The organism is Metapseudomonas phytobenefica (assembly GCF_043392685.1).
Lineage (GTDB): Bacteria > Pseudomonadota > Gammaproteobacteria > Pseudomonadales > Pseudomonadaceae > Metapseudomonas.
The window spans coordinates 45,670-70,149 of sequence record NZ_JBHZGM010000003.1; the positions used below are offsets into that span (position 1 = coordinate 45,670).

Consider the following 24,480-nt stretch of genomic DNA (forward strand, 5'->3'; position numbering starts at 1 on the left):
CAGCAGTAACGGCCTGCGGCGCGGGGTAACGCTTTATCCGCGCGGCTAGCAGAAGGGCCTCTGGCACGCTATCCGGAAAGTTGGCGAAGGCTGTCCGCCTGGTTCGGCTTCGGCATCTTCCGGGCGGTGTCCGGCCAATGGCGGTAACACCGGTGATTCCCAAAGGCCACCGGCTCGCCCAGGTAGCGGCGGCAGGGCTCTTCCTGGGGCATCCGGTACGTGCTGGCTACCTGGCGCCATGGCGTGGCGGGGTGCTCCGTGGCGGGGCGGTGAAGCGCTCTGGAACAGGCCTTGCGAGCACTGCAGGCGGGGTGGGTTCACCACAGTGTTATCCTTTTGTTTCGAGTCGCGACGGACCGCCGGGTCGTGGCATGGAGCTTGCCTTGTCCATGCTGACGCGCCGCAGAGCGCGCATCTCCAGAAGCCGTGTTGGGTGCCGCGTGATGAGTACGAGAAACCATCAATTCCGAGACATTTCCGCCGACCGCTACGACCTCGCCGGGGCTCGCTCCTGGATGTCGAACATCTGCGGCCCGCATCACCTGAAGGCAGCGAAGCCCGAGCGGATCCAGTTCCATCACAGCGGCAACGTGCTGCCCTCCATGTCCACCACCCTGGGCTACGTCGAGTACGGCACCGACGTCACCATCGGCGTCGGCGACGAGATGAACCTCAATTGCTACAGCGTCAGCCTGCCGCTGTCCGGTGAGCAGGAGCTGGTCAAGCCCGGCCATCTCCTGCGTTCGGATCGCGACTGGGGGGTGATCGTGTCGCCCCACGAGTTCCAGGAACTCACCATCGCCGGCAATTGCCACAAGCTGCAGGTGGCCATTCCCCGCGCCGCCATGCAGCAGACCCTGGAGGACCTGCTGCAGCGTAGCGTGGACACGCCGCTGAGCTTCCAGGCGGAGATGAACGCAGTGGAGGGCGCCGCGGCGTCCTGGTGGCGCATGGCGCGGCACCTGATCGACGAGCTGGAACGCAGCCGGGACCTCTACGGCCAGCTGTTCTTCACCCGCGACCTGGAAAGCGCGCTGATCAAGGGGCTGATCCTGGCGCAGCCGAACAATTACTCGGAGGAGCTGCGCGAACGGCTGGAGATCAAGCTGCCCCATTACCTGGTGCGGGCGCGGGACTTCATCCATGCCCATGCCCGAGAGGACATCTGCCTGGAAGACATCGAGCGGGCCGCCGGCGTGTCGCGCTTCAAGCTGTTCGAGGGCTTCAAGCGATATATCGGTCAATCGCCCATGGCCTACCTGAAGAGGCACCGCCTGACCGCTGTGCGCCAGGAGCTGCTGGAAGACCGCAGCGCCCGGAATATCTCGGCGATCGCCATGGGCTGGGGCTTCAACCATCTCGGCCGCTTCGCCAGCGAGTACCGCAAGCTGTTCGACGAAACCCCGAGCATGACCATCCAGCGCCTGGAGGAACGGCGCGGGCGATCCTTCTGACGCGCTGCCGCCTGTCGAGAAATACGCGGGTGATTGTCGAACGGGCCTGAAATTGGACGACTACCAGGGGCGAGTCCCTCAATTCCGTCAGGTTCAGGAGCGTGCGATATGAATATCGACAAACACCCCGTGGTTTCCCGCGAAGAATGGTTGCATGCCCGCGAGGAACTGTTGCGCAAGGAAAAGGCCTTTACCCGTGAACGGGACCGGCTCAGCGCCGAGCGGCGGGCGTTGCCCTGGGTCCGTATCGACCAGGTCTACGCCTTCGAAGGGCCGGACGGCTGGGAAACCCTGGCCGACCTGTTCGACGGTCGCAGCACCCTGGTCGTCTACCACTTCATGTTCGGCCCCAACTGGAAGGAAGGTTGCCCCGGCTGCTCCTTCCTCGCCGACCACATCGACGGGCCCAACCAGCACCTCAAGCACCACGACGTGACGCTGCTCTGCGTGTCGCGTGCGCCCTTGCGGGAGTTCCAGGCCTTCCGCAAGCGCATGGGCTGGAAGTTCAAGTGGGTGTCGTCCCAGGGCAGTTCCTTCAACGAGGACTTCGGCGTGGCCGCCCGGCCCGAGGACATCGCCGCCGGCACCGCCCGCTACAATTACGGCACCAGCAAAGACCCAGGCGAGGACATGCCCGGCCTCAGCGTGTTCTACCGCAACGAAGCGGGGGAGATCTTCCACACCTACTCCACCTACGCCCGTGGCCTGGACCTGCTGGTAGGCGCCTACAACTTCCTCGACCTGTTGCCCAAGGGGCGGGACGAGCAGGAGATCATGGACTGGATGACCTACCACGACCGCTATGAGGACGAGCCGGCCAAGGTGGTGCATAGCTGCTGCGCGGAGTGATTGGGTTGGGCGAACCTGCGGTCCGCATAGCGATTGAAATCGCCCCCACAGGGAACTCGCCTCCAGCGTCGCGCTCGACCATTGAGGCACTGTTCTTTTGTGGGGGCGAATTCATTCGCCAAGCAGGCCGAAGGTCTGCGCTGTTGAGTGTCCAGGGGCAACTGCGTTGCCCTTGGAGAATGAATTCGCCCCTACAGGGAATCAGCTCCAGCGCCACGCTCGACCAATGAGGCACTGCTTTTTTGTGGGGGCGAATTCATTCACCAAGCAGGCCGAAGGTCTGCTCTGGGGAATGTCGGGGGGCAACTGCGTTGCCCTTGGCGAATGAATTCGCCCCTTCTACAGAAGAGCTCCCGGATTGCACCGGGTTACGAGTGCTTCGATCGTAGGTTGGGTCGGGCGGCGTTCCGCGAGCGCAGCGAAACCCAATGCGGGGGCCTACGAGGCCTGGATGTTGGGCCGCGCTGCGCTTGGCACCAACCTACGTCAGTGCCACATGCTCCTGGGTGCTGGCCACCGGCTTCTTCGCCCGCAACACCAGCGCACAGAGCGCCGGCAGGAACAGCAGGGTCAGGACGGTACCCACCAGCACGCCGCCGATCAGCACGTAGGCCAGGGATGACCAGAACACCGAGAAGGTCAGCGGGATGAAGGCCAGGGCGGCGGCCAGGGCGGTGAGCAGCACCGGGCGGGCGCGGCGTACCGTGGCTTCGATGATGGCCTCGCGCAGGGGGCGGCCGTGGGCCTGCTCCTGGCCGATCTGGTCGGCGAAGATCAGGGTGTTGCGCATCAGGATGCCGCCGATGCCGATCAGCGCCAGGATGGCGTTGAAGCCGAAGGGCTGGTTGAACAGCAGCAGCACCGGAACGGCACCGATCAGCCCCAGCGGGGCGGTGGCGAAGACCATGAACATCAGGGCGAAGGAGCGCACCTGGAACATGATCGTCACCAGGGTCAGCAGGATCATCACCGGGAACAGCGCCGCCAGTGCCTTGTTAGCCTTGGCGCTTTCTTCCACCGGGCCGCCGATGGTCACCCGGTAGCCTGCCGGCAGCTTGGCGATCAGCGGTTGCAGGTCGGCGTACACGGCCTTTTCCACATCCGGCGGCTGGGTGCCCTTGATGATGTCGGCGCGCACTTCGAAGGTCAGTTCGCGGTCGCGGCGCTTGAGGATCGGTTCCTCCATCACCGGCTGGAAGCGGCCCACCTGCTCCAGGGGGACGGAGACGCCGGCGGCGTTGGTGATGGTCAGGCCCTCGATGCCGCCGAGGTTTTCCCGCTGGGCGTTCTGCGCGCGCACCATCACCGCCACGGTGCGGGTCCCTTCGCGCACCTCGGTGACCGGGTTGCCGGTGAGCAGGGCGTTGAGCTGGCTCTTCACTTCATTGGGGGTGAAGCCGAGCAGGCGCAGGCGGTCCTGGTCGAGCACCAGTCGATAGGAGCTGGTGCGTTCGCCCCAGTCGACGAAACTGTCGCGGGTCATGGGGTTGGCGGCCACCACCTGGCGCACCTCTTCGCTGATCTGCCGCAGCTGTTCCAGGTTCGGGCCGGAGACGCGGAACACCACCGGGAAGGGCACCGGCGGGCCGAATACCAGCTGGGTGACGCGCACCCGTGCCGAGGGGAATTCGCCGGCGGCGATGCGTGCCTGCATGCGCTCGCGCAGGGCGTCGCGGGCCTTGGAGTCGGCGGTCTGCACGATGATCTTGGCGAAGGCCGGGTCCGGCAGTTCGGGGTTCAGGGAGAGGAAGAAGCGCGGCGCGCCGCCGCCCACGTAGGCGTCCACCAGTCTGGTCTGGGGCTCTTCCAGCAGGGCCTTCTCCACCAGGGCGACCACGCTTTCCGTGGCCTTGAAGGCACTGCCCGGCGGCATGTAGACCTCCACCAGCAGCTCGGAACGGTCGGAGTTGGGGAAGAACTGCTTCTTCACCGCGCCCAGGCCGAGCCCGCTGGCGACGAAGGCCGCCACCACCAGGGCGGTGACCGTCTTGCGATGGTTCACGCACCAGTTGATGAGGGCGCGCAGGCGCTGGTAGAGGCGGGTGGCGTAGAGCGCTTCATGGCCGCCCGGCACTGGCTGGATCTTCGGCAGCATCTTCACCCCCAGGTAGGGCGTGAAGAACACCGCCACCAGCCAGGAGGCGAGCAGGGCGAAGCCGACGATCCAGAAGATGTTGCCGGCGTACTCCCCGGCGCCTGACTTGGCGAAGCCCACCGGCAGGAAGCCGATGACGGTCACCAGGGTGCCGGTGAGCATGGGCGCGGCGGTGGAGGTCCAGGCGAAGGTGGCGGCCTGCAGGCGGTCGAGGCCTTCTTCCAGTTTCACCACCATCATTTCGATGGCGATGATGGCGTCGTCCACCAGCAGGCCAAGGGAGAGGATCAGCGCGCCGAGGGTGATGCGGTCGAACTCGCGGCCGGTCATCAGCATGATCACGAACACGATCGACAGGGTCAGCGGCACGGCGGCGGCCACTACCAGGCCGACACGGAAGCCCAGGGCCAGCAGGCTGATCAGCATCACCACGCCGAGGGCGACGAAGAACTTGAGCATGAATTCGTTCACCGCCAGGCGGATCTTCTCGGCCTGGTCGGACACCTTGTCGAACTTCACGCCCAGGGGCAGTTCGGCATGGATGCGCGCTTCCTCGGCCTGCAGCGACTTGTCCAGCTCCAGGCCGTTGAAGTGCTGGTCCATGATCACGCCGAGCATCAGCGCCGGTTCGCCCTGGTGGCGGATGCGGTAGGTCGGCGGGTCTTCGTAGCCGCGTTTCACCGTGGCGACGTCGGCGATGCGCAGGAGTTTGCCGCCGGCGTTGATCGGCACGTTCTCGATCAGCTTCAGGCTGTCGAAGGCGCCGTCCAGGCGGATGTAGGCGCGCGGTCCGCTGGTTTCGACGAAGCCGGCCGGGGCCACGCCGTTCTGCTTGCCCAGGGCTTCGAATATCTGCTCCGGCCTGAGGCCGAGGGTGGCCAGGCGCTCGTAGGAGAACTCGACGAAGACGCGCTGGGCCTGTTCGCCGAGGATGTTCACCTTCTTCACGCCGGGCAGGCGCAGCATGCCCTGGCGCAGGTCCTCGGCCATCTGCACCAGCTGGCGATGGGGCAGCTGCCCGGCTTCCAGGGCGTAGAGGGCGAAGTAGACGTCGGAATACTCGTCGTTGAAGAACGGCCCGAGGACGCCCTGGGGCAGGCGCCGCGCTTCGTCGGTGAGCTTCTTGCGGGTCTGGTAGAAGAGTTCCTGGATATCAGCCGGCCGGGTGGAATCCAGGTATTGCAGCTTCATGGAGACGAAGCCGGGCTGGGCGATGGTTTCCACCCGGTCGTACAGGTCCAGTTCCTGCAGGCGCTTTTCCAGACGGTCGGCCACCTGCTCCTGCATTTCCCGCGCGGTGGCGCCCGGCCAGGCGGCGGTGATGGTCATGGTCTTGACCGTGAAGGACGGGTCCTCGGCACGGCCCAGCTTGCTGAAGGCGATGGCGCCGGCAGCGAGGGTGGCGAGGATCAGGAACAGGGTGATGGCCCGGTTGCGCACCGCGAAGGCGGAGAGGTTGAAGCGGCTCATCTCACTGCTCCAGGGCCAGCGATGGCGCCGGCAGTTCACGCACGCTGTCCCCGCGGTTCAGCAGGTGGGCGCCGAGGGCGACGATGCGTTCACCCGGCTGCACGCCGCCTTCGAGAACCGCCTCTTCCTGTTCCAGGCGCACCACGCGCACGCTGCGCGGCTCCACCTTGCCATCCGCATTGATGACCCAGACGCCGGTGCCCTGGCCCCTGTCATGCAAGGCGCCCAGGGGCACGCGCACCCATTGCTCGCGGGCGGTGCCGTCCAGGTGCAGGGTGACGGTGGAGCCGATGGCCAGGGCGCTGGAGTCGCCACCCAGTGTGTAGCGGGCGCGGAAGGTGCGGGTGGTGGCGTCGGCCGCGGCGGAGAGTTCACGCAGGGTGGCCGGCACCGCCTCGCTGGAGGCGCCGTAGGGGTAAGCGCGGGCCGGGTGGTCGGCCAGGGCGCGCTGGGTTTCCGGGATGTCGATCACTGCCTCGCGGGCGCCGTCATGGGCCAGGCTGGCGACGACCTGGCCTTCGGCGACCACTTGGCCACGGTCCACCCGCACGTCGGTGATCACGCCGTCGGCGTCGGCCCGCAGGGTGGAGTAGCTGCGGCGGTTTTCCACCTGGGCCGCTTCCGAGGTCGCGGCGGCCTGTTCGGCCTGGGCCACCCGCAGACGGGTGCTGGCCTGGTCGTATACCTGCCGGGACACGGCGCCGGTGCCGGCCAGGCGGCGGTAGCGGGCCTCGTCGTCGCGGGCCTGGCGCAATTCGGCCTCGGCGGCGGTGACGCGGTTGCGCGCGGCGCGCAGGGCCAGTTCGAAGTCGGTGTTGTCCAGTACCAGCAGCACGTCGCCACGCTTGACCCGGGTGCCCGGGTCCACCTTGCGGGCGATCACCTTGCCGCCGACGCGAAAGCCCAGGTCGCTGGCGGTGCGCGCAGCCACCACGCCGGTGTAGAGCGCGTCCTGCTGGGAAGCCGCCTGCACGTCTGTTGCCAGTACCGCCCGTGGCAGGGGCGCGGTGACCGAGGTGTCGGCCTGGCTGTTGCAGCCGCTCAAGGCCAGCAGTGCGGCGGGAATCAGGGCGAGCAGGGCAAGGTGCGGGCGGTTCATGGAGCGATCCTCGGGTAGGGCGGCGGGGCGGAGTACCGCGGGTCGAAAATATGATAGGCATAATCTAATTTTGTGTATATATGTCACTCGTCATTTAATTCGTCGGCCCAAGGGCGGCACGACCAGTGGAGGTGTGAGCGATGAACCCTGAACAACAAGCCGTGCGACGCGATGCGGATTGCGGCACCCCGTCGGTCGTCAGCGTTGCTGACTTGCAAGCCCTGAAGTCGCAGCTGATGGCCCTGGCACTGGGCACCGAAGCAGAAGGAATGCGCCCATGAACCCGTCGCGCCTGCTGCTGGTGATCCTCATGGTGCTGACCGCACTGGGGGAAATTTCCACCCAATTGCTGATTCCCGCCCTCGGCCGGATAGAGCAGGGCCTGGGCGCGGTGCATGGCGCCAGCCTCGCCGCGTTGTCTGGCTTCGTCGCCGCCTTCGGTATCGGGCAACTGCTGATGGGGCCGTTGTCCGACCGCGTTGGCCGCCGGCCGGTGCTGATCGGCGGTCTTGCTCTCTATCTGGCCGCCACCGCCTGGATGCTGCTGGCCGACAGCATGACCGGCTTCATCCTCGGGCGCGTCGCCCAGGGCTTCGGCGCCTGCGCCGCGCTGGTGCTGGCGCGGGCCATCGTCCGCGATGTGTGGAAGGCCCAGGCTGCGCCGGCCCTGGCGTTGACCGTGATCGGCATGCTCAGCGCCATTGCCCTGGCGCCGATGCTGGGCGGCCTGCTGACCCAGTGGGGCGGCTGGCATGCGCCGGTACTGGCGTCGCTGACCATCGGCAGCGTTGCGCTGCTGGCGGTGCTGGGTTGCTATCGCGAATCCAATCCCAGCCTCGACCCCGGGGCCGGGCACCCGGCGACCCTGGTGCGGGATTACTTCGACCTGCTCAAACAACCGTCCAGCCGCGCCCTGGCCCTGACCCTGGCGGGAACCTACGGCGCGATGTTCGTCGTGGTGGCCGGCTCGTCGGCCGTCTATATCGGCCTGCTGGGGTTGAACTCGGCGCAATACGGCATGGCGTTCGGCGCCACCATCTCCGGCCTGATCGCCGGGGCGCTGTTCACCCAGCGCAAGATCATGCAGCTGGGGCCGCAGCGCATCGTCGGCATCGGCATCAGCCTGGTGGCTGCCGGTGCCGCCCTCACCATGCTGGTGCACGCCACCCTCGGGTTGTCGGTGCTGGGTCTTTCCCTGCCGCAGGTGCTGGTGACCCTGGGCGGCGGCATGCTGATTCCGGCGTCGGTGGCGGGCGTGGTCATGCCCAACGCCCACCGCGCGGGGCTGGCTGCCGGTCTGATGGGCTTTGCGCAGATGCTTGGTGCCACCTGCAGCGGCCTGTTGCTGGGCGCCCTGCAGGACGGCAGCGCCTGGCCGATGATCGGCCTGCAGGGCGCATTCGCCCTGGGCGCCTTCAGCCTGTTCAACCTGATGACCCGCAAGGCGCGCAGGGCAACGGCACCGGCCGCCGGCTTGCGCCTCGATACGCCCCCCGCGACGCCGGAGTGATCCTGCGCGTCGCTGCCGGAGGCGATGGGCTCAGTGGGGGCGGGAGGCTCGCACTTCTCGGGCGGTACAGCCGAACTGCTGGCGGAAGGCCCGGGTGAACTGGGCCTGGTCGTTGAAGCCCCAGCGGAAGGCCAGTTCGCCGATGGATTGGTGGCAGTGCGGGTCCCGCAGCTGACGGTGGACTGCCTCCAGGCGTTGCTGGCGCACCCATTCGCCCAGCGTGTAGGGCGTGCTGGAAAACAGCTTGTGCAGGTAGCGCAGGGAAAGGCCGCAGGCGCTGGCGATGGACTGGGGTGAAAGGTCCGGGTCGCCGAGGTTCTGTCGCACGTACTGCTCGACGCGCGTCAGGTGCAGGGTGCTGAGGTTGGAGCCTTCGCTGCCGAGTACCCGGTCATCCTGCTGCAGTGCCAGCAACAGGGTGGACATGGCCTGTTCCAGCAGCAGGTGACGGGCGGGCGTCGAGCAGACCTCGAAGTGGCGGGCGCAGAGGTCCAGTTGCTCGACGAAAACGCGGCCCAGGCCCTGGGTCGCGTCGAAGCAGTAGCGGCTGTAGCGTTCAGGGCCACGCAGGTGGCCCTTGAGGGCGCGCTCGGGCAGCTTGAGCACCCAGAGGTCGTTGTCCGCGCCGTAGTGAAAGCGGTAGGGCGCGTCGCCCCGTTCGATGATGAACCCGCCGGGGCTGCAGCTCAGTTCGCGGCCTTCCTGCTCGAAGTGCACGTCGGCGCGGCGGGGTACCGTCACCAGGTAGAAGGCCTCATGGTCCTGGCCGATCTGCGCCTTGCTGCGGGAATAGCCCAGCCGGCTGGAGCGCAGGCGCGACAGGCTGACAGGGGTGCTGGGAGTGCTCCAGCGCTGCAGGTGGCCATCGAAGGGCTGTTCGGGGGCGAATTCGAGGCTCAGGGCGAAATAGGTATCGCTGATGGCCTCGGCCCAGCGTACCTGGCGTTCAGACTGCGACCAGCCGTGGGTCGATAGTTCTGTAGGCATGGTTCGTCCTTTTTCAAAGAGGGCAGCATTGAAAAAAGGAACTGCAAGCAAGCTACTCAAGCAGCTCTTGTTATTGTCGAACAGCCCGGCAGCGCAAGGCTGCCGGGCTGGGAGCACGCCGATGATCGACGTGCTGGTACGTAACATCAAGCGCCGCGCGTCACCCGGTAGGTGGCGGAGGGTTCCAGGGTCGCCTGCCAGCCCGGGGGCACCACGATATTGGTGGTGTCTTCCTCGATCACGCAGGGGCCCTGCACGGTCTGCCCCGGCAGCAGGCGGTTGCCATTGAACACCGCAGTGGACTGCCAGTCGCCGTCGGCGCTGAAGAGCATCGGCCGCAGGCTTTCCGGCACGGCCGCCGGCGGGTTGGCCGGGCCCTGCAGTTCCGGCTGCGGCGGGCGCGGCAGGTGGCCGATCACCGAGCACTCCAGGTTCACCAGCTCCACCGGGCTGTCCGGCTCGGCGTAGGAGTAGAGCGTCTGGTGGCGGCTGTGGAAGGAGGCGATGAGCGCATCCAGCCCGGCCGCGTCCAGCTGGTGGCGCGTCAGCTCCACGCTGCACTCGTGGATCTGCCCGAGGTAGCGCATTTCCAGGGTGTAGTGACAACTGCTGGCCTCGTCGCCGAAGCCGTCGTCGCGCAGGTTCACCAGGCCCTGCTGGCGCAGGTCGGCGAGGGCCTGGTTGAGGCGGGGCAGGTCCACGTGGTCCCGGTCCAGGCGCATCGGCAGGCTGGTGAGCTGGTCGTAGCGCACGTCCGAGAGGATCTGGCCGAAGGCGCACAGACCCGAGGCCACCTTGGGAATCAGTACGCTGTGGATGCCGATTTCTTCCGCCAGGCGCACCACGTGCATGCCCGCCGCGCCACCGGCGCCGATCAGGGCGAAGTCGCGGGGGTCGTGGCCACGCTCGATGGACACGCGGCGGATGCCGTTGACCATGTTCAGGTTGACCAGGGTGGTGATGCCGAAGGCCGCGCGCTCGATGCTGATGCCCAGCGGATCGGCAATCCTGCTGCGGATGGCGTCCAGCGCCGCCTGGCGGTTGAGGCGGATGCTGCCGCCCAGCAGGGCGCCGTCCTGCAGGTAGCCCAGCGCCAGGTTGGCGTCGGTCACCGTGGGTTCGGTGCCGCCCTTGCCGTAGCACACCGGCCCGGGCTTGGCGCCGGCGCTGCGCGGGCCGACCTGGAGCATGCCGAACTCGTCCAGGTGGGCGATGGAGCCGCCGCCGGCACCGAGGGTTTCCACCTGGATCATCGGCACGCCGATGCGCTGGCGGAGGAAGTCCACGTCCTTGCTGAAGTTGGTGCGGCCGGCGCTGGTCAGGGTGATGTCGAAGGAGGTGCCGCCCATGTCCACGGTGATGACGTTGTCGATGCCGAAGGGGCGCGCCACGGACAGGCCGGCCTGGGGCGCCGAGGCCGGGCCGGAGTTGATGGCGTTCACCGCGCGGTCGCGCATCACGTTGCCCGGTGCCAGGCCGCCATTGGACTGGAAGTAGCGCACCGGCTGCTGGGCGCCGAGTTCCTCGAACAGGGCGTCGATACGCTCCACGTAGCGCGCCATCACCGGACTCAGGTAGGCGTTGACCACGGTGGTGGAGGTGCGGGTGTATTCGCGGATCTGCGGGAACACATCGCCCCCGGTGCAGACGAACACGCCCGGCAGGGCGGCGCGCACCAGTTCGGCGGCGCGTTTCTCGTGGCAGGGGTTGCGCACCGACCAGACGAAGGAGATGGCTACCGCCTCCACGCCCTCGGCGCGGAAGTACTCGATGGCTTCGTGCACGGCGCGTTCGTCCAGGGGGCTGTGCTCGCGGCCGTCGCCGAGGATGCGGCCGCCGATCGGGCGGCGCAGGTGGCGCGGCACCAGCATGTGCGCCGGTGGGTAGTGGGCGTCGTAGCGGTGGCCTTCTTCCTTGTGGCCGAGGCGGATTTCCAGGCTGTCCTCGTGGCCTTCGGTGCAGAGCAGGCCGACCTTCACCCCGGTGCGTTCGATCAGGGCGTTGAGGGCGACCGTGGTGCCGTTGATGCACAGGTCGCAGCTGGCGATGATTTCCGCCGGCGAGCGGCCGGTGGCGTCGGCGATCTGCGCCAGGCCGGCGCGGATGGCCAGGGTGCCGTCCTGCGGCGTGGACGGGGCCTTGAACAGCTGCACGCCGCCGTCGCGGTCGGCCAGGATGAAGTCGGTGAAGGTGCCGCCGGCATCGATGCCCAGGCGATATTGATTGCGCATGTCGGATCTCCGGTCAGAACTGGCCGCGGGCGGCGCGGGTGGCGGTTTCGTCGAGGTGGCCGTCGGCGTCGAGGATCACGCCGTATTCCAAGGCCGCGCCCTGGGGCGAGACGAGGCCGTTGCGGACGTCCTGCAGGACCGAGGCCACGGGGCGGCGCAGCGGGTCGCCGTAGCCACCTCCACCGGGGTTGATGTTGATGATCCGCTCACCGGGCTGGATGGTGAGTACGGGGTTCTGGATGTAGTGGGTTTCCTCGCCGTCGACCTTGCGGTGGATCAGCCGGCCGAGCTTGGGCGCCAGCAGGCTGTTGCGTGCTCCGGCGGCGCCGGCGGTGGGCAGCTGGCGGCCTTCGCCGAAGCCGACCACGGTCATGGCGTGGTCCAGGGGTTCGATCTCCAGGCGGGTGCCGGAGCCGCCGCGGAATTCACCGGCACCGCCGCTGTCGGCCATCAGGCTGTAGCGGTGGATCAGCACCGGGTAGGCGTGTTCCAGCAGTTCGATGTCACCACTCATCAGCGCGCCGAAGCAGCACAGCGGGCCGCAGGCGTGCCAGCCGTCCATCACCTTGTTGGCGCCGGCGCCAGCGATGATCGAGGCCAGGACCATGGTGACGTATTCGCTGTTGGCATTGCGCGGGTCGTGACCGGCGATGTTGATGCCGCTGGCGTGGCCCCAGGAGGCGGTGACCCGCTGCGGCGAAGCCTGCTCCAGGGCCATGCGCACGGCGTCTGCCAGGGTTTCCATCGGCGTGGTGGTGCAGTTCACGTGGGGCGCCGGTTCCTCGGCGTTGCACAGGGTGCCGCGGGGGCCCACGTCGACGCTCACGCAGCGGTACAGGCCCTCGTTATAAGGCGGGGCGACCTGGGCGAACATCATCAGGCCGAGATAGACGCCGGAGACCGAGTTGCCTTCGTAGGAGTTGATGAAATAGGGAACCTGGGGCGGGCTTTCGATGCGGATGTGCGCCTCGTCGCCACGGATTTCCACGTGGGCGGTGATGGCCAGCTCGCCCAGCCCGTGCCCGGAGTCTTCCAGTACGGCAGTGCCGCTGTAGTGGCCGTCCGGCACGTCCCGCAGCAGGGCGCGCATGTGGCGGTCGGCCATGTTCTTCAGCTCGGCGATGCAGGCCCGCACTTGCTCCACACCGTACTTGTCCAGCAGCTCCAGCAGGTGGCGCTCGCCGACCTTGCAGGCGCCGTACTGGGCGTTGAGGTCGCCTTCCTGGTAGGGGCGGGCGCGCATGTTGGTGAGCATCAGGTTGATCACGTCCTCGCGGCGCTTGCCCTTTTCCCACAGTTTGACCGGCGGGATGCGTAGGCCTTCGGCGTAGATCTCCTTGGCGTCGGGGTTGTAGCCGGCCGGCACCGGGCCGCCGACGTCGGTGAGGTGGCCCTTGCAGACGGTCCAGAACACCAGTTCGCCCTTGTAGAACACCGGTTTGTACATGCAGCAGTCGAGGATGTGGCTGCCCTTGTAGGCCGGGTCGTTGTGGTAGATCACATCACCTTCGGCGATATCGTCGCCGAAGAACTCGGCCACGCACTTCATGGCGGGAATCAGGGAGCCCAGGTGGATCGGGATGTCCTGGCCCTGCAGGATCATCTCCGGAAGATGGTCGAACAGGGAGTTGGAGTAGTCATGGGCCAGGTTGAACACACTGGAGCGGCCGGTCTTTTCCAGGGTCAGGGTCATCTCGCGTTGCGCTGTTTCCAGCGCACCCCGGACAACCGCAAGGGTGATCGGATCAACTGTTTTCATAGGGCACCAACGATTGTTCTTGTGCTTCGGGTGAGGGCCGCCGACGGCGGCCCGTGATGCATACGCTAAGGCGGGGGTGGGGTGGCTGGCTTGTCGCTGGGTGTACCCCTTGTTGCGTTTGGGCGCACAGGGGACGGGAGGGCGAACCTGCGGTCCGCCAAGGGCAGCGATCTGAGGCGAGGCGACTTTTGTAGGGTCGATTTCAATCGACTTGCAGGCCGAAGGCCTGCCTTGCCGTGTACCGGGGGCAGCTTTGCTGCCCTTGGCGATTGAAATCGCCCCCACAGGGAAAGCGGTGCCTTGGCCGGGGCGATGCCTGTGGGAGCGGATTCATCCGCGAAAAGGCCGGCAGCTCGGCCCCGCCTGACTCAGAAGTAGTACCCGATGTTGCTGTATAGCTGGTTTTCCCACTGATCGGTGCCGCCTGCGCCCAGGCTCTGGGTGTAGCTGCTGCCGCCGATGTACGGGTCGTTCTTGCCGTGCAGCCACTCCAGGGCGATCCACAGCGGCCCGAAGCTGAAGGACGTGCCGGCGATGAAGCGCTGGGAGTCCTGGAAGTCTCGCTCGTCCTTGTCGAACAGGCTGTAGTTGGCATACAGCGTGATGCCCGACAGCCAGCCGTATTCTCCCGGCACGCTGTAGCTGACGTCCGCCACATAGAGGTTGCCCTTGGCGGCGACGTTGAAGGTGCCGTCGAAGCTGCCGAAGCTCACCAGGCGGTCGTCGCCGGGGTTCTCCGGGGTCATCCGCTGGCGCGCTACCTGGGCCTGGAAGCCCCACGGGCCGTGCTGCGCGGTGGCGTGCAGGGCAACGGCGAGGCGGCGGCCGTCGCGTCCGGTGTCCTGGTTCTCCAGGGTGGAGGCGAGTAACGATGCACCCACTTCGCCCGTCCAGTCATTGGCCTGGTAGGCCCGTGCCAGGCGGCCGACGAGGATGTCCTGCTCATGGTTGTCGCTGCCGTCCACCACATAGTCGTCGGCGGTCGCGACGCTGGTGCCGTAGGTCCGGCCACCCCGGCTGGTGCCCCGGCCCTGTTCCGCCGGAATGGGGTAATACGCCGCCTGCAGGTCCCAGTCGCCATGCCTGGCCAGGTACTTGAAGCCGATGTCCTGGGTGTCTTCCAGGCCGATCACGTTGCCCAAGGTCTCGAAGAAGGTGCTGCCGAAATACGGCGCCAGGCCGAAGGGCACGGCGGTCTGTCCCACCTGCAGCTGCTGTTCCGGCGTGAAGCGGTAGCCGATCCAGGCGTATTCGGCGAAGGCGATGTCGCCCACGTCGTCGGTGTACTCGTAGGGATAGGCGTCGCCGTAGAAGCGGTACTTGGCGGCGGCGATCCAGCTGTCCGAGTGGTAGTCGGCAGTGAGGAAGAAGGTGTCGAAGCTGAACTTGGACAGGTCCCGGTCCGGGTCGTAGTCCAGCCGGCCGCGAATGGCGCCGCCGAGGTCGAGGTTATCGGTGATTTCCACGGCCGCGGCAGGCTGGGCCAGGGCGAGGGCGAGGGCGAGGGCGAGCAGGGTGGCAAAAATCGGGACAAGCCGGGTGCATTGCGGGTACATGAGCCGCTCCAGTGTTCTTGTTGTGGTGGCGAGGTGAGGGGCCGCCCGGGCGGGCGGCCGGGGTTCAGCCCAGGTCGCCCTGGGGCTGGTCGCGGCGTAGCAGCAGGGGCACCGCGAGGTAACCGAGGAAGGCGACGAGGAAGGCGGCCGGCGCCGAAGCGGTGGCCAGGGTGGCGTCACCGCAGAGATGCAGGCCGACGCCCGCCGCAGCGGATGCCGCCCAGGCCAGCAGACCGCGGGCGCGGAAGGCGGGCAGGCCGTCGAGGCTGTAGCGCGGGCTGCGGCTGCCCAACAGGTGGGCGAGGGCGATGGCCACCCAGCCGACGATGAACAAGCTCTGGTAGGCCAGGGCCTGGAGGATGTAGCTGAACACGTCGAACAGCATCAGCAGATAGGCCACCACGCCAGTCAGCAGCGCCCAGGCCACGTAGGGCACCCGCGCCAGTCCAAGATGGCCGCAGAAGGCCTGGAGGTTGGTGGCGGCGAGGAAGAAGTTGCCGGTGTTGATGCGGGTCTGGCTGATCCACACGAAGAGCAGGCCCGCCAGCCCCATCAGCTGGATGATCGCCAGCACTACCGACACTTCGGAGAGGCCGCCCTCGGTGGGAATGGTGGCGGCGAGAAAGATCCCCACCAGGCCGTTGAGCAGGAAGGCCACGGCGTAGAAGGGCATGCCGAAATTGACGTGCGCGTGGTAGCGGCGGTCCTCCTGCTTGCCGAAGCGGGCGTAGTCCCAGGTGAACATCATCAGCACCCAGACGCCCATGAAGTAGGTGAAGCAGTTCCACCAGCCGTTGGGCACCGGTCCGCCCTCGGGCGCCAGCTCCAGCCAGGCGGAGGAATAGCCGTATTCGTCGATGGCCATGGCCACGGCGGCCACCAGGCCGAGCAGGTAGAAGGGCAGCAGCACGCCGTTGAGCTTGTCCAGCCAACGCATGGCGTTACCGAAGATCAGCAGCACGCTGTAGATCACCACCAGCAGGAATGCCAGGGGCAGCTCCAGGCCCGGCAGGTAGTGATGCAGCGCCACCGCCATCACCGAGCCCTCGAATACGCCGTAGTAGATGGCCGTGGCGCTGAAGATCAACGTGGCCAGCGCCGCCCCGGTGCGACCGAACAGCACCTGGGAGAATTGCGCCACGGACAGCCCGCTGGCTATGGCATTGCGGGCGATGACGGCGTTGATGGCGCCGTAGCTGATCACCGACAGCACCAGGCCGATCATCGCGTTCAGGGTGCCGTAGCCCATGGCCAGGGCCGCGGCCACCACCAGGTAGAACATGGCGCTGCAGATGCCCCACCAGGCCATGGTCAGGGAGCCGCGACCGAGGCGCTGCGTCTGCGGCACCGGTTGTTCGGAGGTTGATTGATCGTTAGAGAGTGCTCCAGCCATGACCGTTACCTTTGTTGTTGTGTTGGAGTGAAAGGCTCCAAAACGGTAAGGAAAAGCGCTCCGGCGGGATTGGCGTTTGGCGTACGTGTTTTTGCGTCTGGGTGTACAGGGGCCCCGGCGCTTACCTGAAGGCCTGCACGGACAGCTCCCTCTACCTCCGGGAGAGGGCAGACCTGTGGCCTGCCTGGCGAATGAATTCGCCTATAGGGGCACGGGCCTGAAAGCCTGCACGGATAGTCCTCTGCGGGAGAGGGCGAATGCGGCTTGGGCCTCAGCGGGAGGTGCCGCCCATCCCTTCGGCCCGCATGATCTCGGCGATGATCGGCACCGGGGTCATCAGGTGGGTGCGCATCATTTCGCTCGCGCGCTGGGCGTCGCGGGCGAGGATGGCTTCCACCAGCGCCGCGTGTTCCTGGCGCTTGGTTTCCAGGGCTTCTTCGGAAAACACCGTCTGGGTCAGCCAGAGATGGCGGTAGCGTTCGGCCTGGTCGAACAGGTAGGTGCGCGCCTGCAGCAGGTGCTTGGAACCGCAGCCTGACGCGATGGCGGTGTGGAAGGCCTTGTGGCGGTGGTCCCAGACGTCCAGGCGCTGCTCGCGGGTTTTCACTTCCATCACCTTGGCCAGGGTGTGGGACTGCGCCAGTACCGAGGCTTCCCAGGCATCGTCGCCGCGTTCGATGGCAAGGCCGACGATCATCGCCTCCAGGTTGGCGCGGGCGTCGTAGATGTCTTCCATCTCTTCCAGCGACATGGGCGCTACGCGGTAGCCCTTCTGGCTGATGGCGACCACCAGCTTCTCGGCTACCAGTTGCGACAGGGCCTCGCGCAGCGGGCCCACGCCCAGGTCGTAGCGTTCCTTCAGGGCGCTCATCAGCAGCTTTTCACCGGGCTTGAACACGCCGCGGATGATGTCCTGCTTGAGCCACTCATACCCGCTGAATGCCGAGTTCTGACGAGAGGCGAGTGCTTCCAAGGTGCTGTTCCTCAAATCGTTTTGCGGATCATACCGAAACGTCTTTTCTGCGAAAAACATTGGACAAACGATCGTTTTATTTTCGTTTTTCAAAAATGTAGACATTTTTTGTTTGTGGCGATATTTTTCTCTCGCCCGCCTGATCCGGGTGCTGCCAACCACCTCTTTGCCAGGAAACCGCCATGAACGCCTTTACCAAGATCGAGGACCTTGTGATGCCGATGCCGCTGGAGACCCGGGGGTTCACCGTGACACCCTCCCGGCAGTCGCCGCGCCTGCTCGAACTGACCTTCGCTCGCGAAACGGTCGAGGCTTTCCTCAAGGCGGTGGGCGAGTGGCCCGTGCAGGCCCTGGAATACAAGTCTTTCCTGCGTTTTCGCGTAGGCCAGATCCTCGACGAGCTGTGCGAAGGCACCCTGCGCCCGGTGCTGCTGAACACCATCCTGAGCCGCGCCACCGGCGCCATGCTGATCAAGCCAGTCGGGCTGGATGACGTGAGCCAGGCCGAGGACATGGTGAAGTTCACCACCGCCTGCGCCCACCTGATCGGCCGTTCCAACTACGACGCCATGAGCGGCCAGTACTACGCCCGTTTCGTGGTGGTCAACACCGATAATTCCGACAGTTATCTGCGTCAGCCGCACCGGGTCATGGAGCTGCACAACGACGGCACCTTCGTGAACCAGATCACCGACTACGTGCTGATGCTGAAGATCGACGAGAAGAACATGGAAGGCGGCAACTCGCTGATCCTGCACCTGGACGACTGGGAGCAGTGCGAGGAGTTCTTCCGCCATCCGCTGGCCCGCCGCGAAATGCGCTGGACCGCGCCGCCGAGCAAGAATGTCACCGAGGACGTGTTCCACCCGGTGTTCGATACCGACGCCGAAGGCCGCCCGACCATGCGTTACATCGACCAGTTCGTGCAGCCGGAGAACTTCGAGGAAGGCGTCTGGCTGAACGCCCTGTCCGAATCCCTGGAAGGCAGCGCGCAGAAGCTCTCCATTCCGGTGCCGGTGGGCAACTTCCTGCTGATCAACAACCTGTTCTGGCTCCACGGCCGCGACCGCTTCACGCCCCATGAGGGCCTGCGTCGCGAACTGATGCGCCAGCGCGGTTACATCAGCTACCAGAAGCCGCGTTACCTGCGCGGTCAATAATCAATGAAGCACGGTGGCCGGCCACCGTGCACAACTGCTGCAGGAGCGAGCCTGCTCGCGAAGGTCCCGCGCACGGACATTCGCGAGCAAGCGCGCTCTCGCAGGCTGATTCAGCTACGCCAGTGCGCGAGGTAATGGCTGTGTACGATTTCATCATCATCGGCGGCGGCATCGTGGGCATGTCCACGGCCATGCAGCTGATGCAGGTTTACCCGGACGCCAAGGTCCTTCTCCTGGAGAAGGAATCCGGCCCGGCCCGGCACCAGACCGGGCACAACAGCGGCGTGATCCACGCCGGCGTCTACTACACGCCCGGAAGCCTCAAGGCGCGCTTCTGCCTGGAAGGCAACAAGGCGACCAAGGCCTTCTGCAACCGGCACGGCATCCGCTTCGATGAATGCGGCAAGCTGCTGGTGGCCACCAACGAGCTGGAAATGGAGCGCATGAAGGCGCTCTGGGAACGCACCGCCGCCAACGGTCTGGAGCGTTACTGGCTGTCCGCCGCCGAGCTGCGCGAGCGTGAGCCGAACATCGTCGGCATGGGCGGCATCTTCGTGCCTTCCAGCGGCATCGTCAGCTACGCCGAAGTCACCGCCGCCATGGGCCGTGAGTTCCAGGCCGCCGGTGGTGAAATCCGCTACAGCGCCGAGGTCACCAGCCTCGACGAGCGTGCCGACGAAGTGCTGGTGCGCACCGGCACCGATGAGTTTCGCAGCCGCTACCTCATCACCTGCTCGGGCCTGATGGCCGACCGTGTGGTGCGCATGCTCGGCATCGAGCCGAATTTCATCATTTGCCCGTTCCGTGGCGAGTATTACCTGCTGCCCAAGCAGCACAACCAGATCGTCAACCACCTGATCTACCCGATCCCGGACCCGTCCATGCCGTTCCTCGGCGTGCACCTGACCCGGATGATCGACGGCACCGTGACCGTCGGCCCCAACGCCGTGCTGGCGATGAAGCGCGAGGGCTACCGCAAGTCCGATATCTCCCTGTCCGACATGGTCGAGACGCTGACCTCGCCCGGCATCCTCAAGGTGCTGGCGAAGAACCTGCGCCCCGGCCTGATCGAGATGAAGAACTCGCTGTTCAAGGGCGGTTACCTCAAGGAAGTGCAGAAATACTGCCCGAGCATCACCAAGGCCGACCTCACCCCCTATCCGGCCGGCGTGCGCGCCCAGGCGGTGTCCCGCGAGGGCAAGCTCATCGATGACTTCCTCTTCGTGAACACCCCGCGCAGCGTGAACGTGTGCAACGCACCGTCCCCGGCTGCCACCTCCGCGATCCCGATCGGCGCCCACATCGTCGACAAGGTTCGCGAGCAGATCGCCGGGTCCAGCGCCGGCTTCACCGTCAAAGCCACCGACAACAAGCAGCGGGCCGCCGGCTGAGCCGACGCCACCGCGCCCATTCCAGAGGATGACAAGCGTGCAACTGAAAGACTCCACCCTGTTCCGCCAGCAGGCGTACATCGATGGTGCCTGGGTCGACGCCGACAATGGCCAGACACTCAAGGTGAACAACCCGGCCACCGGTGAAACTATCGGCACTGTGCCGAAAATGGGCGTTGCCGAAACCCGCCGCGCCATCGAGGCTGCCGAGCGGGCGCTGCCGGCCTGGCGTGCGCTGACCGCCAAGGATCGCGCCAACCGCCTGCGCCGCTGGTTCGAGCTGATGATGCAGAATCAGGAAGACCTGGCCCGCCTGATGACCCTGGAGCAGGGCAAGCCGCTGGTGGAGTCCCGCGGCGAAATCGCCTATGCCGCTTCCTTCCTCGAATGGTTCGGCGAGGAAGCCAAGCGCGTCTACGGCGACATGATTCCCGGCCACCAGCCGGACAAGCGCCTGATGGTGATCAAGCAGCCCATCGGCGTGACCGCTGCCATCACCCCGTGGAACTTCCCCTCGGCGATGATCACCCGCAAGGCCGGCCCGGCGCTCGCCGCCGGCTGCACCATGGTGCTCAAGCCCGCGTCCCAGACCCCGTACTCCGCCCTGGCCCTGGCCGAGCTGGCCGAGCGCGCCGGCATCCCGAAAGGCGTGCTGAGCGTGGTCACCGGCTCTGCCGGCGAAGTGGGCGGTGAGCTGACCAGCAACCCCATCGTGCGCAAGCTGACCTTCACCGGCTCCACCGAGATCGGTCGCCAGCTGATGGCCGAATGCGCCAAGGACATCAAGAAGGTGTCCCTGGAACTGGGCGGCAACGCTCCGTTCATCGTCTTCGATGACGCCGACCTGGACGCCGCCGTAGAAGGTGCGCTGATCTCCAAGTACCGCAACAACGGCCAGACCTGCGTCTGCGCCAACCGCCTGTACGTGCAGGACGGCGTGTACGACGCCTTTGTCGACAAGCTGAAGGCTGCGGTGGCGCGCCTGAACATCGGTAACGGCCTGGAAGAGGGCATCACCACCGGTCCGCTGATCGACGAGAAGGCGGTGGCCAAGGTCCAGGAGCACATCGCCGACGCGGTTGCCAAGGGCGCCAAAGTGGCCGCTGGCGGCAAGCCGCACAGCCTGGGTGGCACCTTCTTCGAGCCGACCATCCTGGTCGACGTACCGAAGGACGCCGCCGTGGCCAAGGAAGAAACCTTCGGTCCGCTGGCGCCGCTGTTCCGCTTCAAGGATGAAGACGAAGTCATCGCCTTCTCCAACGACACCGAATACGGCCTGGCCGCCTACTTCTACGCCCGTGACCTGGGCCGCGTGTTCCGTGTGGCCGAGGCGCTGGAGTACGGCATCGTCGGCATCAACACCGGGATCATCTCCAACGAAGTGGCGCCCTTCGGCGGCGTCAAGGCATCGGGCCTGGGCCGCGAAGGCTCCAAGTACGGCATCGATGACTACCTGGAAATCAAATACCTCTGCATCGGCGTGTAAGCACGGCGGATCAACAACCTTTCCTCTACGGGGGCCGCTGCGGCGGCTTCCCGTACGGACGTTTGCAACAGTGGAGCGAGCATGAACACCAACCAGAGCCTGCAACAACGCCGTATGGCCGCCATTCCCCGTGGCGTCGGCCAGATCCACCAGATCTTCGCCGAGCGCGCCGAGAACGCCACCGTCTGGGACGTCGAAGGCCGTGAATACCTGGACTTCGCCGGCGGCATCGCCGTACTGAACACCGGCCACCTGCACCCGAAGGTGATGGCCGCCGTTCAGGAACAGCTGGCCAAGCTGACCCACACCTGCTTCCACGTGTTCGGCTACGAGCCCTACGTGACCCTGGCCGAGAAGATCAACCAGCTGGTGCCGGGCAACTTCGAGAAGAAGACCCTGCTGGTCACCACCGGTGCCGAAGCCGTCGAGAACGCCATCAAGATCGCCCGCGCCGCTACTGGCCGTAACGGCGTGATCGCCTTCACCGGCGCCTACCACGGCCGCACCCAGTACACCCTGAGCCTGACCGGCAAAGTGGTTCCGTACTCCGCCGGCATGGGCCTGATGCCCGGTGGCGTGTACCGCGCCCAGTACCCGAATGCCGTCCACGGCGTGTCGGTGGACGAGGCCCTGGCCAGCATCGAGCGCATCTTCAAGAACGACGCCGCCCCCAGCGACATCGCCGCGATCATCCTCGAGCCGGTTCAGGGCGAGGGCGGCTTCAACGTCGCGCCGAAGGACTTCATGGCCCGCCTGCGCGCCCTGTGCGACCAGCACGGCATCCTGCTGATCGCCGACGAAGTGCAGACCGGCGCCGGCCGCACCGGCACCTTCTTCGCCATGGAGCAGATGGGCGTCGCTGCCGATCTCACTACCTTCGCCAAGTCCATCGCCGGTGGCTTCCCCCTGGCCGGCGTGTCGGGCCGTGCCGAAGTCATGGACGCGGTGGCCCCGGGCGGCCTGGGCGGCACCTACGCCGGCAGCCCGATCTCCTGCGCCGCTGCTCTGGCGGTGATCGAAGCCTTCGAAAGCGAGAAGCTGCTGGACCGCGCCAAGGCCGTGGGCGAAATCCTCACCGCCGGCCTGCGCAAGATCGGCGAGCGCCACAAGAGCCTGGTGGACGTGCGAAACCTCGGCGCAATGGTCGCCGTGGAGCTGTTCGAGGGCGGCGACACCAGCAAGCCGGCTGCCGAACTCACCGGCAAGATCGTGGCCAAGGCTCGCGAGAAGGGCCTGATCCTGCTGTCCTGCGGCACCTACTACAACGTCTTGCGCATCCTGGTGCCGCTGACTGTCAGCGACGCCGACCTGGAGCGTGGTCTGAACATCATTTCCGAGTGCTTCGACGAGCTCGCGTAAGTTTTAGAGCGTCACCCTGGTCCCTGCTCACCCGCTTCTGCTCCGATCACCGTCCGGGGCAGGGCGGGCTTTTTCCGCTTGGTCGGCCCGCGCCGGTGAGTACGGAGTCGAATCGACAAGAACAAAGGTAATGCCATGCAATCGCATAACAAGAACAACCTGAGTCACGGGTTGAAGTCACGGCATGTCACCATGCTTTCCATCGCCGGCGTCATCGGCGCCGGCCTGTTCGTTGGCTCCGGCCGCGCCATCGCCGAAGCCGGCCCGGCCACCATCCTGGCCTACATCTTCGCCGGCGCCCTGGTGGTGCTGGTGATGCGCATGCTGGCCGAAATGGCCGTCGCCTCGCCGGATAGCGGTTCCTTCTCCACCTACGCCGACCGCGCCATCGGCAAATGGGCGGGCTACAGCATCGGCTGGCTCTACTGGTGGTTCTGGGTGCTGATCATTCCCATCGAAGCCAATATCGCCGCCACCATCCTCAACTCCTGGATTCCGCAACTGGATATCTGGGTCCTGTCGCTGGCGATCACGCTGCTGCTCACCGCCACCAACCTGTTCAGCGTGAAGAACTACGGTGAGTTCGAGTTCTGGCTGGCACTGGTGAAAGTGGCGGCCATCGTCGGTTTCATCATCCTCGGCGCCTGCGCCATCTTCGGGCTGCTGCCGGGCAGCGGGGTGAGCGGTGTTTCACGCCTGTGGGACAACGGCGGCTTCATGCCCAACGGCTTCGGCGCCGTGCTCAGCGCCATGCTGATCACTATGTTCTCCTTCCTCGGCGCCGAAGTGGTGACCATTGCCGCCGCCGAATCCGACGCCGCCGAGAAGCAGATCTCCAAGGCCACGAACTCGGTGATCTGGCGGATCACGCTGTTCTACATCCTGTCCATCTTCATCGTCGTCGCCCTGGTGCCCTGGAACGACCCGCGCCTGGCCAGCGAAGGCTCCTATGTCGCCGTGCTGGAAACCCTGAAGGTTCCCCACGCCAAGGCCCTCATCGACTTCGTGGTGCTGACCTCGGTGACCAGCTGCCTGAACTCCTCCCTCTACACCGCCTCGCGCATGCTCTACTCCCTGAGCCGCCGTGGCGACGCCCCGGCCTGCGCCCAGGTGACCACTAGCAGTGGCACTCCCATCTACGCCGTGCTGTTCTCCACTGGCGCTGCCTTCCTCACCGTAATCGCCAACTACCTGGTGCCCTCCAAGGTGTTCGGTTTCCTCATGGCCAGCTCCGGTGCCATCGCCCTGCTGGTGTACCTGGTGATCGCCATTTCCCAGCTGCGCATGCGCAAGCGCCTGGTGGCTGAAGGCAAGGCCATTCAGTACCGCATGTGGCTGTTCCCCTGGCTCACCTGGGGCGTCATCGCGTTCATCGTCAGCGTCCTGGTGGTGATGTTCTTCCGTCCCGACCACCGCATCGAAGTCATCGCCACCGGTCTGCTGGCGCTCTTCGTGGTTTGCTCCGGCCTGCTCATCACCCGTCGTCGCGAGCGCGAAGAACAGGGCGCGGTGGCGCTGCGGAGCGTGAGAGGCTGAGGCTTCTGGAACAGGGCGCAACGGATTGCACCCTGCCGATGTGGGCGCCTGCATCGAGCGCTTTTCCCCGCGCAGAAACCGGCAACGCCGCTTTCCCGGCCAGGGATAAGCGGCGTTCTTTCTTGGGGTACAGCATTTGGCGCAATGACCCCGGGTAAAAAACAAAGGGGAC

17 protein-coding genes are annotated in these 24,480 nt (G+C 66.1%); 9 read left to right on the plus strand and 8 right to left on the minus strand.

Annotated elements, in window-relative coordinates; translation table 11 throughout:
• Positions 1-443: 443 nt before the first annotated feature.
• Positions 444-1,454 carry an AraC family transcriptional regulator gene (locus ACFW0B_RS03585; protein ID WP_449146580.1) on the plus strand — a complete coding sequence of 337 codons (1,011 nt, stop codon included), beginning with the start codon at positions 444-446 and terminating at the stop codon, positions 1,452-1,454.
• A gap of 108 nt (positions 1,455-1,562) precedes the next feature.
• Positions 1,563-2,303, plus strand: coding sequence for a DUF899 domain-containing protein (locus ACFW0B_RS03590; protein WP_190827757.1), 741 nt, complete (start codon positions 1,563-1,565; stop codon positions 2,301-2,303).
• A 481-nt stretch (positions 2,304-2,784) separates the two neighbouring features.
• Here ACFW0B_RS03590 and ACFW0B_RS03595 read toward each other — a convergent pair whose 3' ends face one another.
• Together ACFW0B_RS03595 and ACFW0B_RS03600 are read right to left on the minus strand one after the other, a co-directional pair.
• A complete protein-coding gene (locus ACFW0B_RS03595; RefSeq protein ID WP_449146581.1) occupies positions 2,785-5,868 on the minus strand; it encodes an efflux RND transporter permease subunit in 3,084 nt (1,027 codons plus the stop codon).
• Position 5,869: 1 nt separating this feature from the next.
• Complete coding sequence (locus tag ACFW0B_RS03600) at positions 5,870-6,967, minus strand: efflux RND transporter periplasmic adaptor subunit (protein ID WP_449146582.1); 1,098 nt, start codon at positions 6,965-6,967, stop codon at positions 5,870-5,872.
• 140 nt (positions 6,968-7,107) lie between these two features.
• Between ACFW0B_RS03600 and ACFW0B_RS03605 the strand changes: the two genes are divergently transcribed.
• Both ACFW0B_RS03605 and ACFW0B_RS03610 read left to right on the plus strand, forming a co-directional pair.
• Positions 7,108-7,248: a hypothetical protein gene (locus ACFW0B_RS03605; RefSeq protein ID WP_449146583.1), complete on the plus strand. Its 141-nt coding sequence runs from the start codon at positions 7,108-7,110 to the stop codon at positions 7,246-7,248.
• Positions 7,245-8,477, plus strand: coding sequence for a multidrug effflux MFS transporter (locus ACFW0B_RS03610; RefSeq protein ID WP_449146584.1), 1,233 nt, complete (start codon positions 7,245-7,247; stop codon positions 8,475-8,477). Before ACFW0B_RS03605 ends, ACFW0B_RS03610 begins: the two co-directional genes overlap by 4 nt.
• Positions 8,478-8,507: 30 nt before the next feature.
• On the opposite strand, the gene ACFW0B_RS03615 is transcribed toward ACFW0B_RS03610, so the two are convergent.
• The 6 genes from ACFW0B_RS03615 to csiR form a co-directional block, all read right to left on the minus strand.
• Entirely contained in the window at positions 8,508-9,464 is a 957-nt protein-coding gene (locus ACFW0B_RS03615) for an AraC-like ligand-binding domain-containing protein (protein WP_449146585.1), read from the minus strand.
• 146 nt (positions 9,465-9,610) lie between these two features.
• Entirely contained in the window at positions 9,611-11,695 is a 2,085-nt protein-coding gene (gene capA / locus ACFW0B_RS03620) for a caprolactamase subunit alpha (RefSeq protein WP_449146586.1), read from the minus strand.
• Between the two features lie 13 nt (positions 11,696-11,708).
• Positions 11,709-13,454 (minus strand): caprolactamase subunit beta, encoded by a 1,746-nt coding sequence (gene capB, locus ACFW0B_RS03625; RefSeq protein WP_449146587.1) that lies wholly within the window; start codon positions 13,452-13,454, stop codon positions 11,709-11,711.
• A 368-nt stretch (positions 13,455-13,822) separates the two neighbouring features.
• Positions 13,823-15,010 carry a porin gene (locus tag ACFW0B_RS03630; RefSeq protein WP_449146588.1) on the minus strand — a complete coding sequence of 396 codons (1,188 nt, stop codon included), beginning with the start codon at positions 15,008-15,010 and terminating at the stop codon, positions 13,823-13,825.
• Between the two features lie 64 nt (positions 15,011-15,074).
• Positions 15,075-16,403: a purine-cytosine permease family protein gene (locus ACFW0B_RS03635; RefSeq protein ID WP_449146589.1), complete on the minus strand. Its 1,329-nt coding sequence runs from the start codon at positions 16,401-16,403 to the stop codon at positions 15,075-15,077.
• A 271-nt stretch (positions 16,404-16,674) separates the two neighbouring features.
• Positions 16,675-17,376 (minus strand): DNA-binding transcriptional regulator CsiR, encoded by a 702-nt coding sequence (gene csiR, locus ACFW0B_RS03640; protein WP_449146590.1) that lies wholly within the window; start codon positions 17,374-17,376, stop codon positions 16,675-16,677.
• 182 nt (positions 17,377-17,558) lie between these two features.
• Between csiR and glaH the strand changes: the two genes are divergently transcribed.
• The 5 genes from glaH (at position 17,559) to gabP (ending at position 24,308) form a co-directional block, all read left to right on the plus strand.
• The gene (glaH, locus tag ACFW0B_RS03645; RefSeq protein ID WP_449146591.1) at positions 17,559-18,536 is read left to right on the plus strand and encodes a glutarate dioxygenase GlaH; all 978 of its coding nucleotides are present in this window, start codon (positions 17,559-17,561) and stop codon (positions 18,534-18,536) included.
• A gap of 140 nt (positions 18,537-18,676) precedes the next feature.
• Positions 18,677-19,927: an L-2-hydroxyglutarate oxidase gene (gene lhgO / locus ACFW0B_RS03650; protein WP_449146592.1), complete on the plus strand. Its 1,251-nt coding sequence runs from the start codon at positions 18,677-18,679 to the stop codon at positions 19,925-19,927.
• A gap of 37 nt (positions 19,928-19,964) precedes the next feature.
• Positions 19,965-21,413: an NADP-dependent succinate-semialdehyde dehydrogenase gene (gene gabD, locus ACFW0B_RS03655; RefSeq protein WP_449146593.1), complete on the plus strand. Its 1,449-nt coding sequence runs from the start codon at positions 19,965-19,967 to the stop codon at positions 21,411-21,413.
• Between the two features lie 81 nt (positions 21,414-21,494).
• Positions 21,495-22,772 (plus strand): 4-aminobutyrate--2-oxoglutarate transaminase, encoded by a 1,278-nt coding sequence (gene gabT, locus ACFW0B_RS03660; protein WP_449146594.1) that lies wholly within the window; start codon positions 21,495-21,497, stop codon positions 22,770-22,772.
• A gap of 135 nt (positions 22,773-22,907) precedes the next feature.
• Positions 22,908-24,308, plus strand: a complete 1,401-nt coding sequence (gene gabP, locus ACFW0B_RS03665; RefSeq protein WP_449146595.1) for a GABA permease — start codon at positions 22,908-22,910, stop codon at positions 24,306-24,308.
• Positions 24,309-24,480: the final 172 nt, after the last annotated feature.

Bases quoted from the DNA above. Each gene is read 5' to 3' on its own strand.
- ACFW0B_RS03585 (WP_449146580.1), top strand. From the start codon at position 444: ATGAGTACGAGAAACCATCAATTCCGAGACATTTCCGCCGACCGCTAC.
- ACFW0B_RS03590 (WP_190827757.1), top strand. From the start codon at position 1,563: ATGAATATCGACAAACACCCCGTGGTTTCCCGCGAAGAATGGTTGCAT.
- ACFW0B_RS03595 (WP_449146581.1), bottom strand. From the start codon at position 5,868: ATGAGCCGCTTCAACCTCTCCGCCTTCGCGGTGCGCAACCGGGCCATC.
- ACFW0B_RS03600 (WP_449146582.1), bottom strand. From the start codon at position 6,967: ATGAACCGCCCGCACCTTGCCCTGCTCGCCCTGATTCCCGCCGCACTG.
- ACFW0B_RS03605 (WP_449146583.1), top strand. From the start codon at position 7,108: ATGAACCCTGAACAACAAGCCGTGCGACGCGATGCGGATTGCGGCACC.
- ACFW0B_RS03610 (WP_449146584.1), top strand. From the start codon at position 7,245: ATGAACCCGTCGCGCCTGCTGCTGGTGATCCTCATGGTGCTGACCGCA.
- ACFW0B_RS03615 (WP_449146585.1), bottom strand. From the start codon at position 9,464: ATGCCTACAGAACTATCGACCCACGGCTGGTCGCAGTCTGAACGCCAG.
- capA (WP_449146586.1), bottom strand. From the start codon at position 11,695: ATGCGCAATCAATATCGCCTGGGCATCGATGCCGGCGGCACCTTCACC.
- capB (WP_449146587.1), bottom strand. From the start codon at position 13,454: ATGAAAACAGTTGATCCGATCACCCTTGCGGTTGTCCGGGGTGCGCTG.
- ACFW0B_RS03630 (WP_449146588.1), bottom strand. From the start codon at position 15,010: ATGTACCCGCAATGCACCCGGCTTGTCCCGATTTTTGCCACCCTGCTC.
- ACFW0B_RS03635 (WP_449146589.1), bottom strand. From the start codon at position 16,403: ATGGCTGGAGCACTCTCTAACGATCAATCAACCTCCGAACAACCGGTG.
- glaH (WP_449146591.1), top strand. From the start codon at position 17,559: ATGAACGCCTTTACCAAGATCGAGGACCTTGTGATGCCGATGCCGCTG.
- gabT (WP_449146594.1), top strand. From the start codon at position 21,495: ATGAACACCAACCAGAGCCTGCAACAACGCCGTATGGCCGCCATTCCC.
- gabP (WP_449146595.1), top strand. From the start codon at position 22,908: ATGCAATCGCATAACAAGAACAACCTGAGTCACGGGTTGAAGTCACGG.